Raw genomic sequence first — 25869 nt, forward strand, 5'->3', positions numbered from 1 at the left:
CACATTTTTAATAAGCGTTTAGCTTTGCCATTTGTTATACGTTGAGCCTTCGGTAAAACGAGCTTAGGATACGTTCAGTATTGATAAAGGAGACAACCCATGGTTGCAAGAGTAACGATAGCGCCACAAGGCCCAGAACTTTCTGAGCTGGTGCAAGGATACTGGCGTACAGCAGAGTGGGGCATGACCCCGCAACAACGCCTGACTTTCCTGAAGCAACATATTGATTTTGGCATCACAACTGTTGATCACGCGGATATTTACGGTAACTACCAATGTGAAAAGTTGTTTGGTGAGGCGTTAGCGCTTGAACCAAGCCTTCGTGATGATATTCAAATCGTCACCAAGTGCGATATCAACCTATGTGGTGACCACACTCCAGATCGTAAGATCAATCACTATGACACCAGCGCGCAGCATATTTACCAATCAGTAAATAACTCATTAGAGCGCTTAGGTGTTAACGATATCGATGTATTGTTGATTCACCGCCCTGACGTGTTAATGGATGCCGATGAAGTAGCAGAAGCGTTCGCAGAGCTACACAAAGTAGGTAAAGTTAAGCACTTCGGTGTTTCTAACTTTTCACCGCGTCAGTTCGAACTGCTTCAATCTCGACTCGGTAAGCCGTTAGTGACCAACCAAGTTGAAATCAACCCATTGAACTTCGAAGTGGCTCATGATGGCACGCTAGATCAACTGCAGATGAACCGCATTCGCCCGATGGCGTGGTCTTGTCTCGGTGGTGGTAGCATCTTCAGTGGTGATTCAGCGCAAGCGGTTCGCGTTCGTGATGAGCTAGAGGCGATTCGTCAAGAAGTCGGTGCAGACAGCATTGATCAAGTGATTTACGCTTGGGTTCGTCGTTTACCATCTAGTCCAATTGCAATTATTGGTTCTGGTAAGATTGAGCGTATGAAGACGGCCGTTGATGCACTGAAAATCGAGCTGACGCGCGAACAGTGGTATCGCGTATGGGTGGCATCTAAAGGTCACGGTGTGCCATAGAAAGCAATTCGTATAGAAGTCAAAGCCAGCTAAGTAAGCTGGCTTTTTTGTGTTCGCCTAACATGTTTCTCCAAAACTGTGATTAAGGTGGAATAATTTTCAAAAACACTCATAATGCACTCTGTTTTTCACCAGTTGGATATTTCCATTGAGCACTTCAAAATTCTCTTCAATCGCCCTTAAACCAGAGCTTCTAAATACGTTAGATTCTCTTGGTTATACTGAAATGACGCCGATCCAAGCGTTAAGTCTTCCTACTATCCTAAATGGCAAGGACGTTATCGGTCAGGGTAAAACGGGTTCAGGTAAAACAGCTGCTTTCGGTTTAGGCGTGCTGCAGAACCTACGCGTTAAGCGTTTCCGTGTTCAGTCTTTAGTGTTATGTCCGACTCGTGAGCTTGCAGACCAAGTAGCAAAAGAGATTCGTACTCTTGCTCGTGGTATTCACAACATTAAAGTGCTGACACTATGTGGCGGTATGCCAATGGGCCCACAGATTGGTTCACTAGAGCATGGCGCACACATTCTTGTGGGCACACCTGGTCGTATTCTTGATCACCTAGAGAAAGGCCGCATTGACCTGTCTGAGCTGAACACACTTGTGTTAGATGAAGCGGATCGCATGCTAGAGATGGGTTTCCAAGACGCTTTGGATGCTGTGATTGAAGCGGCGCCAAAAGAACGCCAAACTCTGCTATTCAGTGCGACTTTCCCTAAACAGATCAAATCTGTTGCAGACCGCATTATGCGCAATCCAGAAATGGTGAAGGTTGAATCAACACACGATCACTCAAGCATCCAACAACACTTCTACAAGTTAGAAGGTTCTGAAGCTCGTGATGACGCTCTAGAGTTGCTGTTACTTCATCACCAACCGGAGTCTGCGGTTGTGTTCTGTAACACTAAGAAAGAAGTGCAGAACGTAAACGATGAGCTAAGCCACCGCGGTTTCAGTGTTATCGAACTTCATGGTGACATGGAACAGCGTGAACGTGACCAAGCTTTGGTTCAGTTCTCAAACAAAACCATCTCGATTCTAGTGGCGACAGACGTTGCGGCTCGCGGTCTTGATGTTGATAACCTAGATGCTGTGTTCAACTTTGAATTGTCTCGCGACCCTGAAGTTCACGTACACCGTATTGGTCGTACTGGCCGTGCAGGAAGCAAAGGCGTAGCGATCAGCTTTTTTAGTGAAAAAGAGATGTACCGTGTTGCTCAAATTGATGAGTACATGGACATGCCAATCGAGCCATCTGAACTGCCAGCAAAACCAATTGCTAAGCCGTACTACTCAAACATGGTTACCATCCAAATTGATGGCGGTAAGAAAGCTAAGCTTCGTGCTGGTGATATTCTTGGCGCACTGACGGGCCAAGGCGGCATTGATGGTAAATCAGTAGGTAAGATCAATCTGTTTGCAATGCGTGCTTACGTAGCGGTAGAAAGATCTGTGGCTAAAAAAGCACTGAACAAAATCGAATCAGGTAAAATGAAGGGTCGTCAATTCCGCGCCCGAATCCTGAAGTAATTCGAGACTGAATCCCTTTGCTGCGATATGTCTAATTAACGACATTGCTAATTAATGGCATTGCAGTAAAGGGTGTTCCACAAAATGCCACTTAAGTTTCTTATCTTAGGTTTATCGACCTAGTCCTCTATACCAAAGCATTATTCATCGGGTCTTATCGAATAAAGATCGTTGATATGTTTTCCTTCGCTAAGATACCAAGTCATCGCTTCCTGTCGATTGTGAGCGAATATCGTGATTGTGGTTATTGAACCATCATCAAAATAACAAAGCTCATATTCTAAATCGCTTGGATGATCAGGAATAGCGGCCATAGCTTCCCTCCCAAATATCAATCATTTTAAATACGTCAACCCAACTCATTTATAGGGCTCGTATCACGTCAAATGAGTAATAAAATCAAGTTACATCACTGCCATTAATTATTTTTAGTTTAATCATTTGCCTAAATAGCTAGATTAGCAAGTTTGGGTCTCAATTTATCTCAAAGTTTTTACGACCACTGTTTATTAAGACTACTTTTATAAGAGCTAGAATTAGCGTTATAAAAACTGGGCTAACCTTAAAGGGATGAGTTAATCGGTTTGTGGCTTTGTTGAATGTCGTGAGAGGGTAGAATGAGAAAGTGCCGGTGGTTAGTTTTAGTGATCTGTTTTCTATTTACTGGGTGCGGGACCAAGTTCGCCTATAACAATATAGGTTGGTTTGTCGTTAGCTATATAGAAGATTTTGTTTCCCTCTCAAATAGCCAAGAATCAGAGCTTGAAGAGCGATTAGATATATTACAGAGGTGGCATAAAGAAACTCAGCTACCTCTGTATATTTCGCAATTAGAAGCGATTCAAAACGTAGAACGGTCGGATATGAATCCCGCTTTTATTGTGGGCCAAAGTGAACAAACGAAAGAGCATATTCGCACAATCGTCAATAAGTTCGCTCCAGATATTTACGCCTTGAGTATGCAGCTTAGCCCTAAGCAAGACAGGGAGTTTTTAAAGAACTTTCGTGAAAAGCAGCAAGACTATTATGAAGAAAGGTTGTCGTTGAACGATGCCGATTCGAGAGAGCGATACCGAAGCAGAATAGAAGAGCGTGCAGAACGGTGGTTGGGTTCAGTATCGAAAGAACAAAAACAGATTATTTTGGCTTGGTCTCAAGAGTGGGTAAATACCAATAGCAGTTGGCGACAATATCAAAACAACACCTATCAAGAGCTAACGACGCTGATGGCAAAGAAGAGCGATCTGCATATTTCTCAGCCGATTATCATGAAGTTGCTTTTAAACAATGAAGCTTATTATCCTGATGAACTTGAGTCACAACTCAACCAAAATATGGAAACATCAGCCAAGTTTTTAGTAGATATCGCCGCGACCAGCAGTAACAAGCAGTGGGCGTATTTTATGAATGAATTAGAAAGCCTCAAAGGAACGTTGAAGTCATTGCAAGAGTAGAGCGTCCCTTTTAAAGGCTAGCGGTTATTGTCGAGCTAGCCTTTCATCCCACTTTAAGGTGAATTTCGGAACCTAACCCCTGTTGCTCATCAGTAGTTTTGGAATCGAACCTTTGGCTGTCTTCGATATTTTCTGCATCAATTGGAAGCTCGGCTGTTGAATACCGTGGTCACTCTGCAGCTCATCGATCATTAATAACCACAACCTTGCTGTCATTTCTGAATCGGCTAACGCTCTGTGGAAAGTACCGTCGTTGTCGATATTTTTGAAACGCACAAGGTCGCCTAGCTTATGAGTTGGTGCGTCTTGGATTAGACGACGAGCTATCAACATTGAGCAAGCGAACTGTCCATTGTAATCGCGACCAATATTATCTAATTCCGCATCAAGAAAGCGCTTATCAAATGAGGCATTGTGAGCGACAAGTTGGCTGTCTTGAATGAAGTCTGCAAACTCATCCATCACTTCACTACAACTGGCCGCTGTGCTTAACATACGGTTACTGATTCCGGTATAACCTTCAATGAATCCACTCACACGAAATCCCGGGTTCATGAGCTGCTGGAAGGTGTCGACGACTTCGCCGTTAACGAGTTTAACCGCACCGATCTCAATCGCTCGGTCGCCCATATTTGGTGATAAGCCTGTGGTCTCGAAATCGAGAACGATAACGGAATCTGCGGAGTTTGGAGCCATCGTGTTTCCTAATTGCTGTTTGGTAGTATCGCTTTGTATGGGGCGTTTGGTGTTGCTATGGGTAAATCAGTTATTTGCTATTGCTGATAGTAAGTTCAGTGTAACCCGTCGAATCGTCATGCTCTCTGTTGAAGGTCAAGGTATCGTAGCGGTGAACAATCAATTCAGCCGTGGTCGCGATAATCGTCCCTTCAAGCAAATGCCCACCAATTACATTGCCATTCTCATCAGCAACGGAGATATGAATATGCTGGTGGTTTGGGGTTAGCGTTGCCATCACCGAGACTATTTCGAACGGAGCTTGAACTAGCTTGGTGTTGTTGGCATTAGCTAAGCGAATATTGAGTTGAGAAACACATCCGACACAAGACGCAATAGAGCCCGCGGAGATATTGTGCGCTGTCACTAGCCTCTGGATCTCTAGCTTTAGGTCTTGGCCGCGGGTTAATCTCGTTGCGATAGGAGTGATCATCTTATTGCCTCAACGTTATATGTATTTCAAAGAACAAAACGAAGCCACATAGGACTTCGTTTTATTTTCATTTTGGCTAACGCGACTTTTGCATTGTCTAAACCTGAAATTACTCAGGTTGCTGCAGGTCTCTTTTCTTTTTAGGCACGAAGTTCAATACAGAGATTGGCACTTCTTTGCGTGGTTCGAAACCTTCAACAACGCGACGTTCAATCAAGTGACCCAGACGCTTTTCAATAATGCACAGGTTTTTGAAGTTATCTTTTGATAGGAAAGAGATCGCTTCGCCAGATGCATCAGCACGGCCTGTACGACCAATACGGTGAACATAATCATCTGCTGGGAATGGCATGTCGTAGTTCACTACGCGGCTTAGGTTGTCGATATCGATACCACGAGCAGCAACACCCGTCGCGACTAAGTATTTTAGGCGACCTTTCTTAAAGTCAGCCAAGATTTTTTCACGAATCGCTTGGCTACGTCCACTGTGGAAAGCTTCCGCTTGAATACCACGTTTCTCAAGTTGAGCAACCAACTTAGCCGCGCCGTGCTTGGTTTCGATAAAGATAAGCGCTTGGTCCCAGTTACCTTCGGTAATCATGTGGCTCAATAGTGCTGACTTACGGTCTTTATCTACCGTTACCAACCATTGCTCAATGTTCGCTTTAGACGCATCAGTCTTGGCAATCGAAATCTCTTCCGCTTCACTGATAGCACTTTTCGCTAGCGCGCGCACTGGCGTTGAAAGCGTTGCTGAGAACAGTAGATTTTGGATGTCTTGTGGTAGACGCGCGATGATCTTGTTGATGTCTTCAATGAAACCCATGTCTAGCATGCGGTCAGCTTCATCTAGAACCAGAACTTCAACTTCATCAAAGTGAACGGCACGTTGTCCGTACATGTCGATCAAACGACCTGGTGTTGCCACAAGAATGTCGACACCTTCAATCAGGCGATCTTTCTGGTGTTGGTAAGATACGCCACCGTACATCGCTAGTGATGTTAGGTTTAGGAACTTCGCGTACTTAGTAATGTTCTGTTCAACCTGAACTGCCAGCTCACGCGTTGGTGTCAGGATAACTGCGCGGATACGTTTTTTACGCTGCGTTTCACCTTTGCTTAGCATTTCTAAGATAGGGAGAACAAAGCTCGCAGTTTTACCTGTACCTGTTTGTGCTGCAGCAATAAGGTTCTTACCAGAAAGAACAATCGGAATTGCTTTTTCTTGAATAGAGGTTGGCTTTTCATAGCCTTGTTTTGCAACGGCTTTAACAATAGGTGAGCTTAATCCAAGCTTGGAAAATGGCATAAGTTTCTCGGTATGATTTGGCTAAATAGCGATGGAAAGGTTTAACAATCTTATACAAGGATAAGATTAATGGCGGCATTCTACCATGTTGCTTGTGTACCGCTAGTAACATAGACACTTTAGTTGGATAATACTGGCTCAATAGCACAACGATAAGGCAGGAATGTAGAGCAAATAGCAAATCCGGTGGAGGATTAATCTCCCACTTATTTTTGCCACTGAATATGCACGATCAGTGATTATTTGGTTTGCTAAAAGAGGTGTTTATCAATTAAGTTGGATCTTGATATTATTTATATCAACAGTTTCATACAGCATATTCCAACTTGAATGAGTAAATAGACCTCCCATTTGGGTTACAGCTATTCTCGTTCCTCTAGACGCTTAATTCGGATATCCATTGAACGACGCTAACTTACGTAGACTTCAGCAGCTTATTGCAAAGTATGAACTAGGTGAAGAGTATCACCTAACGATCGATGACCTAGAACACTCGCTATCGACTTCTCGTCGAAACACTTCGATCATTCTTAAATGCTTATCAGAATATCGCTGGATTTGTTGGATTCCGTCCAAAGGAAGAGGGAAGCTTAGCCAGTTTAGAATTTTGGTCAGCTTTCCCGAAGCATTAGAACAAGTGTTAGCGCTTCAGTTAGAACAAGGGTGCTTTAACGTTATTCCTCGTCTTCTAGAAAGCTATGGTGATGCTGCAATAAAGGCACTGACGCTAGCGACTGAAAAACATAGTCTGTTCAATCAACAACATGACCATTTGCTGATCACTCAATATCCGTGGGTCGATAACCTTGAGCCAGCAAAAACATACCGAACCGCAGAACATCACATCTTAAGAAGTCTATACAATACGTTACTCGTCCAAGACCATGAGGGAAATCCCCAAGCGAGCCTCGCGCACCATTGGAAGGTGGAAGGGCGATTTCTGCATTTTTGGTTGAGACCGAATGTGTTATTCCATGACGGTGAAACTTTAACGGCCAAAGATGTTGCTCAATGTTTGTTGCAGCTAAAAAATATCGAAGGGCCAGTACAGTCTTTATTTGATCAGGTCAGTGATGTTCAAGTGGTGGGTGATAAACAACTGACTATTGAGCTGACACACGCAAACCCAATGTTTCTCTATGCTTTGACTAGCCCACACGCGTCTATTTACCGCTGCAAGCGTACTTATTTTTCGAGCGGGCGCAGTGCCTATATCGGAACCGGACCTTTCTCATTAGACGATTGGAGCGAAGAGTGCTTGGTTCTTAAACGTCACCGAGGTTACTTTGCTCAAAATGCCTTGTTAGAACAGATAACGCTCACCGACATAGAAGGTTTGAATGATCACACCCTGAGTTTTAATCAATCTGGCGTAGCAGAAGAAACCACAATCAATGCACTTTCGTATCTTGCGGTTAATCGTAGAGAAAACTCGGGCATAACCCCTGAAGAACTCGACAGGTTGGTATCGTTTATCAAGTCCAGCAGTAAAGAGTTTGATGCTGATATGGTGACGGATGATCTGTCTTTCTCGCCGAGTAAATTAACATCCAGCAATCCCATTCCTATTTTGACGGGCACGGTTGTATTAACACGACCTAGAATGACGATTCCTTTACTTCAAGATATGGCGGACTGGCTGCAACAAACGATTGTAAAAACGGGTGTCGCTATTGAAGTTGTTGAGCTTACCAATATCAGTGACCCTAGCTCCATGAGTGAGTCGGCAGACTTGTTATTTATTGAAGAAGTTATCGAACAGCCAAAAGAGTATGGTCTTTACGATTGGCTACTTGCTTCATCTGGTCTCAGGTTCATTTTCAACAATTCTGAGATGAAGGCGCATTGCGAGAGAGTTAGAGCTGCTGTCAGTGGCGAGGACCCAATGCGCGAGTTGAAAGAGATTGAAGGTTCGCTTTATCAACAGAAGTTACTTTGTCCGTTATTTCACGGCAAAGAGAAGGTTTTTAATAGTGTTGAGGTTCATGGGGTAGAGATTAACCAAACCGGTTATAGTGATTTTTATAAGCTTTGGATAGCTTCGAACGAGAAGTAATTAGTCCATTTTTAACCCCATTTCCCTATCTTTTAGTTTCTGTTCAAAATGAAAACATGCACGAATCGGCTATCACCCTTTCGTGTTTCTTTCTAATGCCAATCGCTATTATGGCTGGCTATGACTATCACAGTCATTTCCGGTCATCCCCCCAATGACAATTCCATTTATAATGTATTTCATTAGGATCTAATCGAATGAAACTTAAGCTTATTTCTATCGCACTTATAGCTGTTGGCCTTACGGCTTGTGGCGGAGGAGGCGGTGGTAGCAACACAAGTGCTCCTGCTCCTCAAACGAGAACCTTACAAGGTGTCGCCATTGACGGGTATATTTCCGGGGCGACCGCGTTTCTAGATATCAATTATAATGGCGTATTAGATGAAGGTGAGCCTAGCAGTGTCACGGACGGTGAGGGCAGCTATGAGCTATCTTTGACGGGCTCTAACTCAGACTGTATGGACTACGCTCCAATCGTAGTGAACGTGCCAGTAGGCGCTATTGATGCAGACAGCCCAAACACACCGATTACTGAACCTTATCAGTTAATCTTTCCGCCAGTCATGACGGTGAGTTCTGAGCAAGAAATTAAGTCGACTACGCCACTGACAACTGTTTTATGGAATCAGATCCAAGCCGACTTGTATAAAGGTGGTTTAAACAGTTGCTCTGCTTTGAAGCAAGCCGTGAACACCCAAAATAGCATTATCCAAAATGTGAAAGAGCATGACTTCCGAATTGCGAACCGATACAACATCGCAGTAGAGGACTTGTATGGTGATTTCGTTAAAGATCAAAATACTGAGCTCTACGATTTAGCGCAGAAGATGATGCCTGCCATTAAAAAGTCGTATCAAGAGACCAAAGAGATTCAAAAAGAGAACCCGACAGCCCAGCAAGCTTATGTTGACTATTACTGGCAGCATTGGGATTACTCCAAGAAGAACGAAATTAATAAGTGGTATAAAGTTAAAACAGTGATGACTGCGGATAAGCTGATTGTCATTGAACATGAAGTTTCAGCCGACCTGCAGACAGAACTGGCGTTAAGTGAACATTTTGAGCGTAATGGTCAGAAGAAAGATGGCTTAGAGTATGACAGAGCAGCTTCGTTCTCATTGAATAGTGATGGAACGGAATATTCATGTTCAGTGCAAGAGACCATCAAGCAGCAGGTTCTGCCTAACTCATTGACTACTTTTGGTGTGATTAACCGTAGCGGGTCTCAACAACCTGATTGGGACAGCTGTTCTCGTCAAGACGTGGGTGCGGGCTTCATGCAAACCTTGTCGGTTGATGTTGTCGGTGACTACAAAGATCAGTTTACTCAGGTACAAGCGAAATTTAATTTTGAGAATAATGCACCACGTCCAGAGTGGGTGAATTTGGGTGATTCATTGGGTAGCGTTTCACGCAGCGACTTTGATGCACTCAGCTATCTCTCGGTAGACTTTGATGACAATAGTTCTTATGGCTCTGATAGTTGGAACAGACATAAGTATGCGTACATTGAGAATACACCGTTTGATTACACTCAAACGATAACGTCTAAATACTCTCAAGGTAACTGGACCAAAGGTTATTATTACCAGAATGGAACAAGTCGAATGGAATGTTCAGATGATGGTGTGAATTGGTCAAAAGATACTTGTAAGTAACGCTGACGAAGTCGTTACTCAATAACTATAAATAGCTTTACGCAATAAAAAAATCCAGTGCCATCAGACACTGGATTTTTAGCTTTAGATAATATTAAAACGCGTTGTTAAGCGAGCTCAATCTTCTCTGCTTGGTTCTGTTCTACCATTGACAGTGCAAGTGCTTCCGCAACCTTAATACCATCGATACCAGCAGACAGGATGCCGCCTGCGTAGCCTGCGCCTTCACCTGCAGGGAAGAAGCCCTTAAGGTTGATGCTTTGGTAGTCTTTACCACGCTTGATACATACAGGAGAAGACGTACGAGTCTCAACACCTGTTAGTAGGCCGTCTGGTGTAGAGAAACCTTTGATTTTCTTCTCGAACGCTGGGATTGCTTCACGAATCGCTTCGATAGCAAAATCAGGCAGCGCTTTTGAAATGTCTGTTAGATGGATACCCGGTGTGAAAGACGGTTGTACTTCACCGATTGCACTTGGATCGCGACCTTTCAGGAAGTCACCGATTTTCTGTGCAGGTGCATCGTAGTTTTCGCCGCCAAGAACATAAGCACCGCTTTCTAGTTCACGTTGTAAACGGATACCAGCCAGTGCGTCACCTGGGTAATCGCGTTCTGGGTCGATACCAACTACGATCGCGCTGTTTGCGTTACGCTCTGCACGAGAGTATTGGCTCATGCCGTTTGTTACTACGCGACCTTCTTCAGACGTTGCAGCAACCACAGTACCACCTGGGCACATACAGAAGCTGTATACAGTGCGGCCATTCTTACAGTGGTGAACCAGCTTGTAGTCCGCCGCACCTAGAATTGGGTTGCCTGCGTTTTTACCGAAGCGAGCTTCATCAATCATTGATTGCTTGTGTTCGATACGGAAACCAACAGAGAAAGGCTTCGCTTCCATGTAAACGCCACGGTCGTGTAGCATTTCGAATGTGTCACGAGCACTGTGGCCAACAGCCAATACCACGTGACGAGATTTGATCTCTTCACCGTTAGAAAGCGTTAGGCCAGTGATTTGACCATCTTCCATATGAACGTCGTCAACACGAGTGCTGAAACGGATTTCGCCACCAAGTTCAATGATAGAAGCGCGCATCTTTTCGATCATGGTAACCAGTTTAAAGGTACCGATGTGCGGCTTACTTACGTATAGAATTTCTTCTGGTGCACCCGCAGCAACGAACTCTTCAATTACTTTACGGCCGTAGTGCTTTGGATCTTTAACTTGGCTGTACAGCTTACCGTCAGAGAAAGTACCTGCGCCGCCTTCACCAAACTGTACGTTTGATTCTGTGTTCAGCGTACGCTTACGCCAGAAACCAAAGGTATCTTTCGTACGCTCACGAACTTCTTTACCACGCTCAACGATGATTGGGTTGAAACCCATTTGAGCAAGCACTAGGCCAGCGAATAGACCACATGGGCCAAAACCGATAACCACAGGGCGCTCAGTTTGGTTCTCAACCGCTTTAGCAACAAACTTGTACTCCATATCAGGAGTCACTTTTACGTGCGGGTCGCTAATGAATTGTTCTAACAACTCAGCTTCGTTTTCAACGAGAACGTCAAGCGTGTAGATAAGTAAGATCTTTGATTTCTTACGAGCATCGTAGCCACGTTTAAAGATATTAAAAGAGAGTACCTGATCAGAGTTAATACCAAGTTTCGCTTCAATAGCGTCTTGAATAGCAGACTCTTCATGGTCTAGTGGGAGTTTAATTTCGGTTAAACGTATCATTTCGATGTCTCGTTTTTATAGGTGTCTTAGCTAGATCGTTTCTTAATACAGAGTTTGATGGAAACGCTGATGTTCAAAGAAGCGATAAGCTCACAATGGCGCGCATTTTACGAGAAATTGATTTATCTGTCATACTAATTTGGAAACATGGAGCAAATAGACACGATATTAGAGCCGTATGATGTTGAATTTTGCTTTGGGATGAGTATTATCCCCATTCTTCAATTTTGACTAACTTATAGAGCAGAGCATCATGGCATTTGTCGTAGGCGATAATTGTATTCAATGTAAATACACAGACTGTGTGGCAGTGTGTCCCGCAGATGCGTTCCATGAAGGCCCAAACTTCATGGTAATTAACCCGATCGAATGTATCGATTGTGGTTTATGTGTACCTGAATGTGATGCTCAAGCGATCTTCCAAGAAGATGAACTGCCTGAAGATCAAAAGATTTTCATTGAAGTGAACGCAGAACTTGCTGAGATTTGGCCTGTGCAAACAGAAGTAAAACCAGCGATGGATGATGCGGAAAAGTGGAATGGTGTGCCTGATAAGTTGGCAATGCTAGAAAAGTAATTGTTGAAAAGAACTCAAATAAAAAGGCGTACTGATTTAATCAATACGCCTTTTTTAATATCTGAACACTGTCGATTGGCTAGTTAGCTTAGAGGTCTAGCTATGCTGACGACGCATGTTGTCGAGAATAATGCCTGTCGCCATTGCCACGTTCAAAGACTCTGCGCCGCCGAATGCTGGAATCGTAATCTTATCAGTCGCGTATTTAGCCGCGTGTTCACGGATGCCGTGAGACTCACTGCCCATCAATAAAATGCCGTTAGCAGTAAACTCAGTCTTATGAACACTTTCGCCTTCTAAGAAAGCACCGTAAACCGGTAGGTTCGCTTGCTCTAAGTAAGCTGGTAAGTCTGTTTGGCTTACGTGTACGCGGCCAAAGCTGCCCATAGTCGCGCTGATCGTTTTAGGGTTGTATGGGTCTGCGCAATCGCTGCTCGCAACGATATGCTTGATGCCGTACCAGTCTGCTACGCGAATAATCGTACCTAGGTTGCCAGGGTCTGAAACGCCATCAAGCGCAATCATCAGTCCTGTTGCTTCTGGTAGTTCAAACGTTGGGATCTCAACAACCGCAATCGCTGCGTTGTTACTGACCAAAGTGCTCGCTTTGGTTAGATCATCCAGCGAGGCTTCAACACAATCAAACTCAATCAGTGAAGCATGATTTTCAGATAAGAAATCAGCGGTAGCAAAGACATTCTTCACCACTAAGTCACTATTGAACAGCTCAAGAACGTTCTTTTCACCTTGAACTAGAAACAGGCCGTGGGCTTTACGTTGTTTCTTTTGACCCAAAGCACGAAGGAGTTTTAATTGGTTTTTTGAAATCATGTTTTTATCCTAGATATAAGCCCGCGCATTATAGAGCAAAGGTTAGCGAACCAAAAGCGTGATAGCTCAATGCGATCCATATAAAAAGCAAAAGCGATCCACTTAAAAAAGAAAAGCGCACTAAATAGCGCGCTCTTATGGGATTTACTTACTTAAGTTAAGCTGAACTGACAGCCTAATACGGAGCAGGGTAGCGCTTAAAGACTGTGTTGATATCAGTCAGGATCTCTTCTGATAACGGTTTACTGAAAGCGGCTACGTTCTCTTTTAGCTGCTCCATGGTCGTTGCACCAATGATAGTGGACGTCACCCCATCAACTTGATTACACCAAGCCAATGCCAGTTGGCTTGGAGTGAACCCGTGAGCATTCGCCACTTCAACATAGCCTTTAACCGCTTCATTGGCAGATTCAGTATCACGAAAAATGCCTTTACGTTGCATGTAAGTCCAACGGCTGCCTTCCGGTCTTGCGCCATCGATGTACTTTCCACTCAACATGCCTGCAGCTAAAGGTGACCATGGCAGGTAAGCGACATCTTCATGCACACAGTTCTCAATCAGATATGGCCAGTCTTTTGCGTGCAGTAGGCTAAATTCATTCTGAATCGAAACCATACGTGGCAAATCGTGTTTTTCACTCAGCTTGAGGTAAGTGTTAATGCCCCAAGTAGAATCATCTGAAAGCCCGACATGGCGAATTTTACCCGCCTTAATACAGCTTGCCAGTGCTTGTAGGATTTCCAACATCTCAGCTTCATGCTGCTTTCGGCCAATATCACTAAATCGAATGTGATTCGGGAAATGCTTACCAAAGTGAGGTGTAGTGCGATTTGGCCAGTGAAGTTGGTAAAGATCAATATAATCGGTTTGTAGGCGTTGTAATGACGCATCAACCGCGGCGATCACGGCTTCACCCGTTATCGGGCCACCATCTCGAACCCAAGGAAGCCCTGGCCCGGCAATTTTGCTCGCAATGATCAACTCTTGTCGACGCTGTGGGTTACGCGATAACCAGTTACCAATGATCGCTTCTGTTTTTCCGTAGGTATCTGGAGAAGGTGGAACCGCGTACATCTCTGCAGTATCGATAAAGTTAATACCTTGGCTTAATGCGTATTCGATCTGTTGGTCGGCTTGCTGCTGCGTATTTTGTAGCCCCCAAGTCATGCTGCCAAGACAGATACGGGAAACGGGAATTTGACTACTTCCTAGCTTTGAATATTCCATTGAATTCGGGGTTCCTGTGGTTAGGTTCTCTGGTACTCGCATTATAGTTTTGAAAAGAGGGCGAGTGAGGAATGAAAACGAATATGAATTATTAGCACAAAATGACACGACAAGGTATGGCATCGGGGAGTTTAGTGAGTCATTTCTCAGCGCTGCAAGCTAGTGTGTGCAATGCGTGAAAATACATTCGCGAGAAACTATGAGCCAATTGGTGATCGAGAAGTGAAGAACAACAAGCAATGAGCGAAGGTTTAATGTTCAGCTTGTTTGGGAGTGGGGGAGAGGAGAACAGATCAAAAATAAAAAAAGCTCTACCGGATAGAGCGTAGAGCTTTTTTATAGGGGTCTTAATAGTGCTAGGTATTCATTGAGTTACGAGGTCGCGTTTGTGTCTAATCCACCCTGGATCTGCGCCTGTCTTAGAGCTTCCTGCCTTTGAACTTCTTTCTCAGTTAATACTGGTCGAAGCGTTTCCTCAGAGGCTTGAGGAGAGAAAATGAAATATTTATTAATCGTCATAACTGTGTCTCCGTGTAACGTATGACAGATTCTGCATCAAGGATAAATTGTGATCATCATCCACTTTGTACTTTTGTTAGGCTGAGAGCGGAGGGCGTAGAATGCGTACAAAGCGATCTCTTATCATCCGTATGCAATGTTGAACTGACGAAACCCTCTGTTTTCAAGTATAGGAAGCGCATCTAATTTCGCACAATAATGATTTAGAGCAATTACATACATGGTCAGGGGCGTAAGATGAAAACCCTCGCTACTGACTCTGTGCTCGTATTTATTTAACGATGTATCACTTATCGACATAATAATTAAGTCAGTAAATCAATTACTTAATCCATGGTGAGATGAATTATGGAAAAGCTTGTAGAACGTTTTCTGAATTACGTTACTTTTGATACCAAATCCGATCCTTCTAATCAGCAATGCCCAAGTTCACCGGGTCAAATTACCTTTGCTGAAGCCTTAAAGTTAGAATTGGTGGCATTAGACTTAGTTGATGTGTCTTTAGATGACAATGGATACTTGATGGCGAAACTGCCGTCGAATGTCGATTACGATGTGCCTGCGATTGGCTTTGTGGCGCACATGGATACCGCTCCTGACGCATCAGGCGCCAACGTGAAACCACAAGTGATTAAAGATTACCGAGGTGGAACGATTGAATTAGGGAAAAGTGGCGAGAGTTTGAACCCAAGCCAGTATCCAGATCTTGATTCTTTACATGGTCACGACCTGATTACGACTGACGGCACAACTCTGCTTGGTGCCGACAACAAAGCGGGCATCGCTGAAATCATCAGTGCAATTGCTTACCTGAAAGCGAATCCAGACATCAAACACGGCGACATCTGCATTGGTTTCACGCCGGATGAAGAGATTGGTCGCGGTGCGAACCTGTTTGACGTTGAAAAATTTGGCGCCGATTGGGCGTACACCATCGATGGTGGCCCAGTAGGGGAGTTGGAATTTGAGAACTTCAATGCCACGAGCGCCGATGTTATCTGTCATGGCGTGAACGTTCACCCGGGCACCGCAAAAGATAAAATGGTGAACTCGATGAACATTGCAGCGCAATTCCAATTGATGATGCCTGCGCAAGAAACACCAGAGTGCACAGAAGGTTATGAAGGCTTCTACCACCTGAAATCGGCGGAAATGGGTGTGGCTCGCTCTGAACTGGGATACATCATCCGTGATTTTGAACGTGAGGGTGTAGAAGCGCGTAAAGCATTCATGCAGCAGAAAGTCGATGAGCTGAATGAGCGCCTTGAGAAAGGCCGTGTTGAGCTGGTGCTAACCGATAGCTACTTCAACATGAAAGAGATGGTTGAACCGCATCAACATATTATTGAATTGGCCAAGCAGGCGATGATTGAGTGCAATGTCGAGCCAATGGTTAAACCAATCCGAGGTGGTACAGACGGTGCTCGTTTATCTTTCATGGGGCTACCATGTCCGAATATCTTTACTGGTGGCTACAACTTCCACGGTATTCATGAGTTCATTACCATTCAAGGCATGGAGCAAGCGGTAAAAGTAATTGTCGAATTGTCTCAACGTACGGCAACTCATTACCAAAAATAGAACATTAGAGCGTTATATCTCTTTGTATTTTTGAGAGTATTCAATAATACTCTCTTTAAGTATAAGGGAGTACGCGATGAAAAAGTTAGTTTTACTTTGCACCCACTTAGCCGTGGGTGCTGTTGGTATTGGGCTTGGTGTTTATGCGCTACCTATTTTGATTGAGCCTGATTCTCCTTCCTCAAGTTCCGTCGAAGCGATCAGTCAGCAGGCTATCTACACAGGTGAGTTTACCAAAGACCGAGAAGACAGTGATTTCCTTGCATTGGGGAGAAGGCATCGTCTCTGTATCTGAAAGTGCGATTGCTTTTGAGGGCGAACTGGCGCCGGGACCAGACTACAAGATCTACCTCTCGCCTAAGTTTATTGAAACCGAACAAGCTTTTAATGACAGTAAGAACGAGTTACTCAGAGTTGGAGATGTGAAAACATTCGACCGTTTTATGGTTGAGCTGCCTGAAGATATTGATCTTAATCGATTTAATACCGTTGTGATTTGGTGTGAAACTTTTGGCCAATTTATTACTTCTGCCCAGATAAAATGATAGCCTTAGCTAGGCTGGTACCAGAATGAACACGAGCGCTCCGGAGTTGAGCGCTTTTTCATAGCTCTGATATTAGCGGCTTTCTTGTAAAGCTAATCGTTGTAAAGCTAACTGTTGTAATGCTAAGGATTAAGTAATGGAAAAAGTGTGGCAAGTAATAGATTTCCTACTCGCTCATAAGTTTATTTTTAGTGCGTTGATTATCACTATTATTTTGATCATTCGCCGAATCACCTTATCTCAAATAAGAGGTGATGTTGCTTTCCTTAGTGAAGACCAACGTAACTGGATGTCACGAACCAAAAACGGCACATTCGCGATTATTCTTGTGACGTTATTTGTGCTGTGGAAATCCGAAATCAGCGAGTTTGCGCTATCTGTCACGGCCATTGCTGTTGCGATAGTAGTGGCTTCAAAAGAGATCATTTTGTGTTTCACCGGTTCTATTCAGCGTGCGAGTTCTCGTTCATTTAGAATCGGCGACTGGATCGAAGTGGGTAAAATCAGCGGTGAAGTGATTGAGCACAATCTGATGGCGACCGTGATTCAAGAAATCGATTTGTATCATGGGCAATATCACTTCACTGGCAAGACAGCCACGCTGCCTAATAGCATGTTCTTCACTTATCCGGTTAAGAACCTCAACTTCATGAAGCGTTATGTTTATCATAACTTTTTTGTGACGGTGAAAGACTTTGTAAACCTATACCCTATGCTGTCGGGTCTTATTGTGAAAATTGAAGAGCATTGCGAAGAGTTTATCGATGTTGCTCGCCGTTACAACGGTGTGATCGAAAAGCACGCTGGTGTTGACCTTCCGGGTTCTGAGCCTCACATCCATATCACAAGCAGTTCGACAGGTGAGCAAGAAGTCCATTTTATGATTTTCTGTCCAACCGAGAAGGCGGTTCATCTAGAGCAAGAGATTCGTAAAGATTTCATGGAAGCATACGCGGAAGCATTCCCAACGAGCGCTTAGTTTGCTCATCAGTTTACAGTGACCAAGCTATAGTCTCTAAACTATAGCGTCCAAACTATAAGTCCAAACATAAGAAAGCCGAGAGCGATACTATCGACTCTCGGCTTTTTTGTTCTTGCTATTTGTTAGCTTAATCTAGGTCAGCGAGTGGTAACCAATCCACTTGTACACCAGCTTGCTCAAACATATCTTGGCTAACTTTAATCTTGTCACCCCAGCGAGAAAGGAAATCTTCACTTTGCTCTGGGCAATGTACTGCTGAAATACCTGTTTGGATGATTTTTGCTGCACAGTTTGGACAAGGGAAATGCGTCACCCAGATTTCACAGCTGTCCAAATCACGCTTGGCGAATAAGATCGCATTTTCTTCAGCGTGAAGTGTCTTGAGGTACTTCATCTCTCTGTCATCAGTATCCGCACTATCAGACACGCCATGTGGGTAGCCATTAAAACCAACAGAAACAATGCGGTTGTGCTTAGTGATTACGGCGCCGACTTGAGTTGAAGGATCTTTACTCCAAGAACCGACCAATTCCGCCATTTGATAGAAACGTTTAGCCCATTTTGAAATCATGAGAATTCCTTAACAATTAAATGTGAATGCTTATCTGTCTGACAATACATTATGTTAGACAATATCCATAGAGAACAAAAGCTGAGAGATTGATTTACTTAGGAATTGTAGCGTGTTTGTAATCACTTTATAAGCACTTGGTTTCAATTAACATATTGATACACTTTGGCCAGTTATAATTGATATTCCTCGGACATTTGAAGCAATTGTGTTACGTAACTTTTATGCTGTTCAATTTCTCATAAGTGACGGTATAACCATGCGTAAAAAGTTAATCCTTACGGCTCTTGCAAGCTCTCTTATTCTTGCTGGGTGTGGGCAAGATGCTCAAAATGCCAAGCAAGCACCTTTACCTCTCGTAGCTGTACAGGATGTTAGCGTTGTTTCTCACCAGCAAAGTAAGTCGTACATCGGTCGTATTGAAGCCGTTGAAGACACGGCAATTACTGCACAAGTTTCTGGCTACCTGCAAAGCCGCCATTTCAAAGAAGGCCAAATGGTCGAGAAGGGGCAATTGCTTTACTCAATTGAGCCTTCATCATTTGAAGCAGAAGTAGCAAGCGCGAAAGCGGCTGTTGCTCAAGCGAATGCCAACCTTAAAAAAGCCGAACTTGATTTCAATCGTGGTAAGAACCTACTTCCTAAGGGCAGTATTTCTCAATCTGAATTTGATGCATTAACGGCAAACCTATTAGGTTCTCAAGCACAGTTAGAAGCAAGCCAAGCTCAGTTAAACGCCGCGAATGTCCAACTTTCTCACACCAAAATTATCGCGCCTTTCTCTGGAAGAATCAGTGACACTAAAGTAAGTAAAGGTGACCTAGTTTCACCGTCTTCAGGTGTTCTGACAACTTTGGTTAGCCTAGACCCAATCCATGCATCGTTCAGCATCAGTGAGCGTGAGCGTATTGAGCTGGGTATGGACCGCATCGAAGGCGATGGCAGCAGCGACTCTGCAGGTGTTGAAGTTCAGATCATGCTTGAGAACGGTGAAGCGTTCGAACATCTAGGTCAGCTTGACTTCTTGGGCAACCGTATCAACCTTAATACTGGTACGATCGCGATGCGTGCGATTGCTGATAACCCGAATCAGCAACTACTTCCAGGCCAACACGTTCGCGTTGATCTACGTGAAAAACAACCTATTGATGTTGTGACTATTCCTCGTCGTGCAGTGCAAACCGACCTCGAAGGCGACTTCGTGATGGTATTAGTTGAAGGAGAAGCCGAACCCGTTGCTGAGCGCAGAAACATCGAGATGGGTCGTCAGGTTGAAGGTGGTGTGATTGTTCATTCCGGTCTGGAGAAGAATGACACAGTGATCACTCAAGGCTTACAGCGTGTGCGTAATGGTATGTCCGTTCGCATTCAACCTGCTGCTGAAAAAGCTGAGTAAGGGGCTTATTTATGTTGAGTCGTTTCTTTATTCAAAGGCCCAAGTTTGCCCTTGTCATATCCATAATCTTAACGCTGGCGGGTGCGATTTCTCTCGCTATCTTGCCAGTGGCGGAATATCCAAAAATCAGCCCGCCTTCTGTAAATGTTACCGCATTCTACACAGGTGCAAGTGCTGAAGTAGTAGAACAGGCGATAGCCGACCCCATAGAAACGTCGGTTAACGGCGTAGAAGATATGATCTACATGTCTTCTAAAAGTGCTAACGATGGTTCATACAACCTTAACGTGACCTTTGATGTTGGTACTGATCCAGATATGGCTCAGGTCAACGTTCAGAACCGAGTTGCTCAGATCGAATCGAAGCTTCCACAAGAAGTAAGAATGGTGGGTGTAACGGTTAAGAAGCGTTCTCCTGACCTGTTGATGGTATTGAACTTCTACTCGCCAAACGGTGAGTACAACGACCAATTCCTGATCAACTACGTGAACTTGAACATTAAAGATCAGCTGGCTCGTGTGAAGGGCATCAGTGAAGTTAACGTGTTGGGTGGTGGTGAATACGCGATGCGTGTTTGGTTAGATCCTGAGAAAATGGCTAACCTCAATATCACCACTTCAGACGTGAATCGCGCGTTGGCAGAGCAGAACGTTCAAGTTGCTGCAGGCCGTATTGGTGCTGCACCTTATAACAACGCACAAGAAGTACAATTCAACTTGGTAACAAAAGGCCGATTAGAAACAGCTGATGAGTTTGAAAATGTTGTTCTTCGTGCAACTCAAGACGGTTCAACGGTTTACTTAAAAGACATTGCACGTGTTGAGCTTGGTAAAAAGTTCTACGACGGTAATGGTAAATACCGTGGTCAAGATGCGTCGATCGTAACGCTGTCACTTCAGTCAGACGCTAATGCTCTGGAAAGTGGCAAAGCTGTGATGGCGATGCTGGACAATCTAAGCAAGAACTTCCCAGAAGGCGTGGCGTATGAAGCAAGTTACGACACTACACTGTTTGTTGCTGAGTCGATCAAAGGGGTAGTAAAGACCTTAATCGAAGCCATCTTGCTGGTTATTGCGGTAACGTACCTGTTCTTGGGTAGTGCGCGTGCAACCTTGATTCCTGTAGTTGCGATTCCGGTATCTTTGATTGGTACGTTTGCCATCATGCAGATGACGGGTTTCACCATCAACACGGTAACCCTGTTTGGTTTGATACTAGCGATTGGTATCGTAGTAGATGATGCGATCTTGGTTATCGAGAACGTTGATACCACAATGGCTAAAGACCCAACCATTTCACCGCGTAAAGCCACGCTTATTGCGATGAAAGAAGTAACGGGGCCGATCATTACGTCGACCTTGGTTCTACTTGCGGTATTCATCCCTGTTGCAATGCTTCCTGGTATTACTGGCATCATGTACCGTCAGTTCGCTCTGACTATCTGTATCGCGGTTGTTATCTCTTCAATTAACGCATTAACGCTATCACCTGCATTGTGTTCACTGGTTCTTAAGCAGGGTGGTGGTAACACGGCGCGTTGGTACCAAGCATTTAACCGTGGTCTAGAGTCTGTTACTAACAAATACGGTCAAGTGGCTGGCTTCTTAGTTAAGAAAGGCGTTCTGCTGTTCACTTTCTTCTTTGTGGCTTTGGCGGCTGTGACTTATTTTGCGAAGACAACGTCTACGGCGTTTGTACCTCAAGAAGATAAAGGCATTTTGCTGGTTAACGTTCAGCTTCCTGACGCGGCATCCTTGTCTCGAACCGAAGAAGTGACTAAGCAGCTGCTTGAAATGGTTGAACAAGAGCCGGGTGTTGATGGCGTAACACTGGTTAACGGCTACGCATTTATGACGGGCGCTTCTGCGTCGAATGGTGCGTCAATGTTCATCAAGCTTCACGATTGGGACATGCGTAATGCACTGGATGGTCAACACTCTGCTCAGGCTATCTCACAGCGTATTAATGGTCGTGCTGCGACTGAACTTCCTCAAGCTGTCGTGTTTGCGATGGGGCCTCCAGCAGTACCGGGTATGGGTGCAGCGTCTGGTTTTGAATTCGTTCTTGAAGATACATTAGGTCGTAGCCGAACTGATCTAGCGATGGTGATGAATGACGTGATAGCTGAGGCGAGCAAACAGCCTGAGATTTCACACACATTCAGTACTTTCCGTGCGAACGTACCTCACTACTATGTCGATATTGACCGTGAGAAAGCGCAGCAATTAGGTATTCCGTTGTCGGAAATTTTCCAAACACTACAAGGTAACCTTGGTTCGTTGTACGTGAACGACTTCACCATGTTTGGTAAGAACTTCCGCGTAACCATGCAAGCTGACAGTGAACACCGTAGCAGCATGGACGACCTACAACGATTCCACGTTCGTTCGTCTAATGGCGAGATGATCCCGTTAAGCACATTGGTGACTTACGACCAGATCTTTGAACCAGATGTAGCATGGCGTTACAACATGTACCGCAGTGCCGTGATTCAAGGTCAACCTGCAGAAGGTTACTCAAGTGGTGATGCGATTGCGGCAATGGAACGCGTAGCTGCAGAAGTATTGCCTCAGGGGTATCAGTACGAATGGACAGGCATGGCTTACCAAGAAGTACTAGCAGGTAACCAAGCGATCTTTGCTTTCGCACTGGCTCTGATCTTCATCTACCTGTTTATGGTGGCTCAATACGAGAGTTGGACAATTCCGATTGCGATTATCCTCGTGGTACCTGTCGCAACCTTAGGCTCCTTCTTGGCATTGAATCTAACGGGCACTCCGCTGAACCTTTATGCACAAATAGGTTTGGTTCTCTTGATAGCCTTGGCCGCGAAGAACGCAATCTTGATTGTGGAATTCGCAAAGGTAGAGCGTGAAGAGAAAGACGCACCGATTGAAGATGCGGCGGTGAAGGGCGGTACTTTACGTTTCCGTGCTGTGAACATGACGTCTTGGTCGTTCATCTTAGGTATCTTCCCGCTTATCTTTGCTGCGGGCGCAGGTCACGTGAGTCAGAACTCTTTGGGTATTTCACTGATCGGCGGCCTGTTATGTGTGTTACTGGCGGGTACGTTCCTAATCCCTGGCTTCTACGCATTCGTGCAACGTAAGCGTGAGAAAGTACACGGTGGTAATACCAAGCTGGTTCCGCTTGATGACGAATAGGGGATTGAGTGTCTTGTAAGATTCGTCTCTTACAAGACCAACCCTCGGAAAACTAATTCCTTGTAAAAACTAAGGTTTAGCATTGCGCTAAGCCTTTTTTTATTCCACTTATGAATAAAAACGCCTTTTATATAAACAAATGTTTGTCATGTGATAGAGCTAACACTCTAATTTGGGTTTTGTAATAAAATGATGTTTTATTGGTAAGTATATGTTTAATATGATTTTAACAAGGCTCAGCTAACGGTTGTATGCTCGAAAACATTTGCACAATAGTGTGAAGTGTTTCAAAATCACGAAGTTATATTGAAATTTTTTGTGCATTGAGGTTCTTATGAAAGTCATTGATTTATTTAAACACCGAGGCGATAGCATGTCTTCGCAACACTCAGAGTTTATGCAATGGATGTCTCCAGCTCTTAGAGATTACTGGGGCGACTTTCTTAATCGTACGCAAAATAGCCATTTCTTTGCGTGGGTTCGTGATCACCACAAACCTGCTGTCAATGAAGATGCACCAGAGATGCCGGTGGAACAGCCGATCGTACTTAAGCCAGAAGCACAACTTGTGTTTGATGAGCTTAATCAACAGATCGGTGAAGTCATCCATACTGGCGACTGGATCAATGTAAGTCAAGACCGTATTAACCAGTTCGGCCTTGTTACTGAAGATATGCAGTGGATTCACACTGAGCCTGAAAAAGCGGAAACAGACTCTCCGTTCAAAACAACCATCGCACATGGTTTTTTAACTTTATCTCTGCTTCCTCGATTGACTGACAGTGTTGACCCTGACAAGTCTCAATTCCCAACAGCGAAGATGGTCGTAAACATTGGTCTTAACCAAGTACGTTTCCCATACCCTGTTAAATCGGGCAGTAATGTTCGTGCTAAAAGTACGCTAACAAAAGTAACGCCAATTAAGAAAGGCCTAGAGATTGAACGCGAAATTCGCGTCGAAATCGAAGGTATTCGTCGTCCTGGCGCTGTGATCGTTTCAGTGATTCAACTTCACTTCTAAACGAACCATATAGATTCCAAAAAAAAGAGAGAGCTTAATGCTCTCTCTTTTTTTCATAAGATAAAACTCACTCACTTATTTAATGCGAGTGTAGCCGTACTCTTCGATAAGGTCTTGCCCTTGCTTTGACTTCACGAACTTGATGAAGTCTTTGCTCTCGTCAGAAACTGAGTCTGTCTTGTGCAGCAACAAGAATGGGCGAGCCAATTCATAGCTGTGGTTAGCAATGTTCTTAGATGTTGGCTCTACGTCTTCAAATGTAATTGCTTTAATCGAACGGTCGATTGAACCAACAGAGATAAAACCAATCGCGTGTGGGTTATGGTTAACAATCGTTTTAACCATGCTGTTGCTGTTTACAACCAAGTTATTTGGGTTGATGTCAGACACTAGACGGTCATTAATGATCTTCGTTAAACCAAGCAAGCTTTCGAAGCTATAGCGTGAGCCAGAAGACGCTTCGCGAGTGACAACTGCGATAGGCTGATCTGCGCCACCCACAGCTTTCCAGTTCGTGATTTTGCCTTTGTAGATATCGAACAGCTGCTCACGTGTAACGTTGCTTACAGCGTTTGAGCGGTTAGTTACTACAGCTAGGCCGTCAAAGGCAATTGGAAATACCTTCAACTTCTCGTCTTGTTCGCGGTCGGTTAAATAACGCGAGCTCATACCGATGTCAGAGACACCTTTATTAACCATGGTAATACCTGCTGTAGAACCAATGCCCTGAACCGCAATATAGTTATCAGGGTGAGTCTTGTTGTACTCCTCAGCTAATACATCCATCACTCGTGATACTGAAGTGGAGCCCGAAATAGTGGTTTCTTGTGCTAAAGCAGCATGAGAAGACAGGGCTAAGGATAAAAGAGAGGCAAGCGCGACTCGTAACATAAACAACTCCTAGTTAATAACATTTGTCGCATATGATAGGTCGGTTATATGACACTTTTGTGAAATTCCATACTCTCGATGTATAGCTGTTCGCTTGATGAGTCGTAGCTTTCTGGGTTTCCGAAAGCAAGATTCGTTTCTGGGAGCAGGGCAGGTATTTTGATTACGCTTGTTCGCTAAAATGTTTGTTGAGTCCTAAGCTAAGTAGAGGAATTCACTACTTAGAAGTTTCTATGAAGTTTCTATGAAGTTACAAGGGGTGTTATGTCCGTCATTCATATCGATCTGAATCGTCTTTTAATTGGGGCCGAGAGGCTCTGTACATCTCGAAATCGAAGTTTACCTGTCGAGCTAGGCAAATCCCTATATGAAGAGTGTGAGGGTGGTGTGCTGTTTTCTCAGGCGCATTATCTACTCGACTCATCTCACAGTGATTATACAAACGAGATCGTCTGCGTGACTTTTGATGAGTCGCTGTCTTGTTGGTTAGTGATGGTGCCGCTTGAAGGGGATATCGAAACCGACTCTGTGAATTGGGGGCCGTATCCGTACCTTCCTAAATCGAAGGATCTTGATGCTATTTTGGCGGAAATAGAAAAAGACCCTAAATCGTACTTCTGGTCATAGTCACTCTGTTTTCACG

The 25869-nt window shown here is 44.2% G+C and carries 22 protein-coding genes and 1 pseudogene; 13 read left to right on the plus strand and 10 right to left on the minus strand.

Annotation, left to right across the window (positions count from 1 at the left end):
* Positions 1-99: 99 nt before the first annotated feature.
* Both F0229_RS16500 and dbpA read left to right on the plus strand, forming a co-directional pair.
* Positions 100-1008 (plus strand): aldo/keto reductase family oxidoreductase, encoded by a 909-nt coding sequence (locus F0229_RS16500; RefSeq protein WP_171733272.1) that lies wholly within the window; start codon positions 100-102, stop codon positions 1006-1008.
* Positions 1009-1156: 148 nt separating this feature from the next.
* A complete protein-coding gene (gene dbpA / locus F0229_RS16505) occupies positions 1157-2536 on the plus strand; it encodes an ATP-dependent RNA helicase DbpA (protein ID WP_017064348.1) in 1380 nt (459 codons plus the stop codon).
* Between the two features lie 140 nt (positions 2537-2676).
* Here dbpA and F0229_RS16510 read toward each other — a convergent pair whose 3' ends face one another.
* Positions 2677-2850 (minus strand): RNA helicase, encoded by a 174-nt coding sequence (locus tag F0229_RS16510; protein WP_171733273.1) that lies wholly within the window; start codon positions 2848-2850, stop codon positions 2677-2679.
* A 303-nt stretch (positions 2851-3153) separates the two neighbouring features.
* On the opposite strand from F0229_RS16510, the gene F0229_RS16515 reads away from it, so the two are divergent.
* On the plus strand, positions 3154-3990 hold the full coding sequence (locus F0229_RS16515) for a DUF6279 family lipoprotein (protein ID WP_171733274.1): 837 nt from the start codon (positions 3154-3156) through the stop codon (positions 3988-3990).
* A 72-nt stretch (positions 3991-4062) separates the two neighbouring features.
* Here the strand turns inward: F0229_RS16515 and F0229_RS16520 are convergent, their stop codons facing one another.
* The 3 genes from F0229_RS16520 to F0229_RS16530 all read right to left on the minus strand — a co-directional run bounded on the left by F0229_RS16520 (position 4063) and on the right by F0229_RS16530 (position 6467).
* Positions 4063-4686, minus strand: a complete 624-nt coding sequence (locus F0229_RS16520) for a PolC-type DNA polymerase III (RefSeq protein WP_017059480.1) — start codon at positions 4684-4686, stop codon at positions 4063-4065.
* A gap of 70 nt (positions 4687-4756) precedes the next feature.
* Positions 4757-5158: a PPC domain-containing DNA-binding protein gene (locus tag F0229_RS16525; protein WP_017059481.1), complete on the minus strand. Its 402-nt coding sequence runs from the start codon at positions 5156-5158 to the stop codon at positions 4757-4759.
* 109 nt (positions 5159-5267) lie between these two features.
* Positions 5268-6467 (minus strand): DEAD/DEAH box helicase, encoded by a 1200-nt coding sequence (locus F0229_RS16530; protein WP_171733275.1) that lies wholly within the window; start codon positions 6465-6467, stop codon positions 5268-5270.
* Positions 6468-6867: 400 nt separating this feature from the next.
* Here F0229_RS16530 and F0229_RS16535 point away from each other — a divergent pair, with 400 nt between their 5' ends.
* Both F0229_RS16535 and F0229_RS16540 read left to right on the plus strand, forming a co-directional pair.
* Positions 6868-8523: an ABC transporter substrate-binding protein gene (locus F0229_RS16535; protein WP_136973989.1), complete on the plus strand. Its 1656-nt coding sequence runs from the start codon at positions 6868-6870 to the stop codon at positions 8521-8523.
* Positions 8524-8720: 197 nt separating this feature from the next.
* Complete coding sequence (locus F0229_RS16540) at positions 8721-10181, plus strand: hypothetical protein (protein WP_171733276.1); 1461 nt, start codon at positions 8721-8723, stop codon at positions 10179-10181.
* 107 nt (positions 10182-10288) lie between these two features.
* Here F0229_RS16540 and F0229_RS16545 read toward each other — a convergent pair whose 3' ends face one another.
* The gene (locus F0229_RS16545; RefSeq protein ID WP_171733277.1) at positions 10289-11920 is read right to left on the minus strand and encodes an NAD(P)/FAD-dependent oxidoreductase; all 1632 of its coding nucleotides are present in this window, start codon (positions 11918-11920) and stop codon (positions 10289-10291) included.
* Between the two features lie 253 nt (positions 11921-12173).
* Here F0229_RS16545 and fdxA point away from each other — a divergent pair, with 253 nt between their 5' ends.
* A complete protein-coding gene (gene fdxA / locus F0229_RS16550) occupies positions 12174-12497 on the plus strand; it encodes a ferredoxin FdxA (RefSeq protein WP_004737806.1) in 324 nt (107 codons plus the stop codon).
* A gap of 96 nt (positions 12498-12593) precedes the next feature.
* On the opposite strand, the gene F0229_RS16555 is transcribed toward fdxA, so the two are convergent.
* The 3 genes from F0229_RS16555 to F0229_RS16565 all read right to left on the minus strand — a co-directional run bounded on the left by F0229_RS16555 (position 12594) and on the right by F0229_RS16565 (position 15075).
* The gene (locus tag F0229_RS16555) at positions 12594-13328 is read right to left on the minus strand and encodes an RNA methyltransferase (RefSeq protein ID WP_017059484.1); all 735 of its coding nucleotides are present in this window, start codon (positions 13326-13328) and stop codon (positions 12594-12596) included.
* Between the two features lie 175 nt (positions 13329-13503).
* Positions 13504-14556 carry an aldo/keto reductase gene (locus tag F0229_RS16560; protein WP_171733278.1) on the minus strand — a complete coding sequence of 351 codons (1053 nt, stop codon included), beginning with the start codon at positions 14554-14556 and terminating at the stop codon, positions 13504-13506.
* 372 nt (positions 14557-14928) lie between these two features.
* The gene (locus tag F0229_RS16565; protein WP_017059486.1) at positions 14929-15075 is read right to left on the minus strand and encodes a hypothetical protein; all 147 of its coding nucleotides are present in this window, start codon (positions 15073-15075) and stop codon (positions 14929-14931) included.
* Positions 15076-15423: 348 nt separating this feature from the next.
* Here F0229_RS16565 and pepT point away from each other — a divergent pair, with 348 nt between their 5' ends.
* The 3 genes and pseudogenes from pepT (at position 15424) to F0229_RS16580 (ending at position 18180) form a co-directional block, all read left to right on the plus strand.
* Positions 15424-16656, plus strand: coding sequence for a peptidase T (pepT, locus tag F0229_RS16570; protein ID WP_171733279.1), 1233 nt, complete (start codon positions 15424-15426; stop codon positions 16654-16656).
* A 76-nt stretch (positions 16657-16732) separates the two neighbouring features.
* Positions 16733-17201 (plus strand): annotated as a pseudogene (locus F0229_RS16575) (DM13 domain-containing protein).
* A gap of 136 nt (positions 17202-17337) precedes the next feature.
* The gene (locus tag F0229_RS16580) at positions 17338-18180 is read left to right on the plus strand and encodes a mechanosensitive ion channel family protein (protein ID WP_171733280.1); all 843 of its coding nucleotides are present in this window, start codon (positions 17338-17340) and stop codon (positions 18178-18180) included.
* 130 nt (positions 18181-18310) lie between these two features.
* Here the strand turns inward: F0229_RS16580 and F0229_RS16585 are convergent, their stop codons facing one another.
* Entirely contained in the window at positions 18311-18754 is a 444-nt protein-coding gene (locus F0229_RS16585) for a dCMP deaminase family protein (RefSeq protein ID WP_004737813.1), read from the minus strand.
* 259 nt (positions 18755-19013) lie between these two features.
* On the opposite strand from F0229_RS16585, the gene F0229_RS16590 reads away from it, so the two are divergent.
* From F0229_RS16590 to F0229_RS16600, 3 genes are all read left to right on the plus strand, one after another.
* On the plus strand, positions 19014-20150 hold the full coding sequence (locus F0229_RS16590) for an efflux RND transporter periplasmic adaptor subunit (RefSeq protein WP_102428000.1): 1137 nt from the start codon (positions 19014-19016) through the stop codon (positions 20148-20150).
* 11 nt (positions 20151-20161) lie between these two features.
* Positions 20162-23314, plus strand: a complete 3153-nt coding sequence (locus F0229_RS16595; protein WP_171733281.1) for an efflux RND transporter permease subunit — start codon at positions 20162-20164, stop codon at positions 23312-23314.
* A 334-nt stretch (positions 23315-23648) separates the two neighbouring features.
* Positions 23649-24335 carry a MaoC family dehydratase gene (locus tag F0229_RS16600; protein ID WP_017059493.1) on the plus strand — a complete coding sequence of 229 codons (687 nt, stop codon included), beginning with the start codon at positions 23649-23651 and terminating at the stop codon, positions 24333-24335.
* Between the two features lie 75 nt (positions 24336-24410).
* Here F0229_RS16600 and F0229_RS16605 read toward each other — a convergent pair whose 3' ends face one another.
* Complete coding sequence (locus tag F0229_RS16605) at positions 24411-25226, minus strand: phosphate ABC transporter substrate-binding protein (RefSeq protein ID WP_171733282.1); 816 nt, start codon at positions 25224-25226, stop codon at positions 24411-24413.
* A 264-nt stretch (positions 25227-25490) separates the two neighbouring features.
* Between F0229_RS16605 and F0229_RS16610 the strand changes: the two genes are divergently transcribed.
* Positions 25491-25853: a DUF3024 domain-containing protein gene (locus F0229_RS16610; RefSeq protein WP_171733283.1), complete on the plus strand. Its 363-nt coding sequence runs from the start codon at positions 25491-25493 to the stop codon at positions 25851-25853.
* Positions 25854-25869: the final 16 nt, after the last annotated feature.

This window comes from Vibrio sp. AIC-3, assembly GCF_013114515.1.
GTDB lineage: Bacteria > Pseudomonadota > Gammaproteobacteria > Enterobacterales > Vibrionaceae > Vibrio > Vibrio crassostreae_C.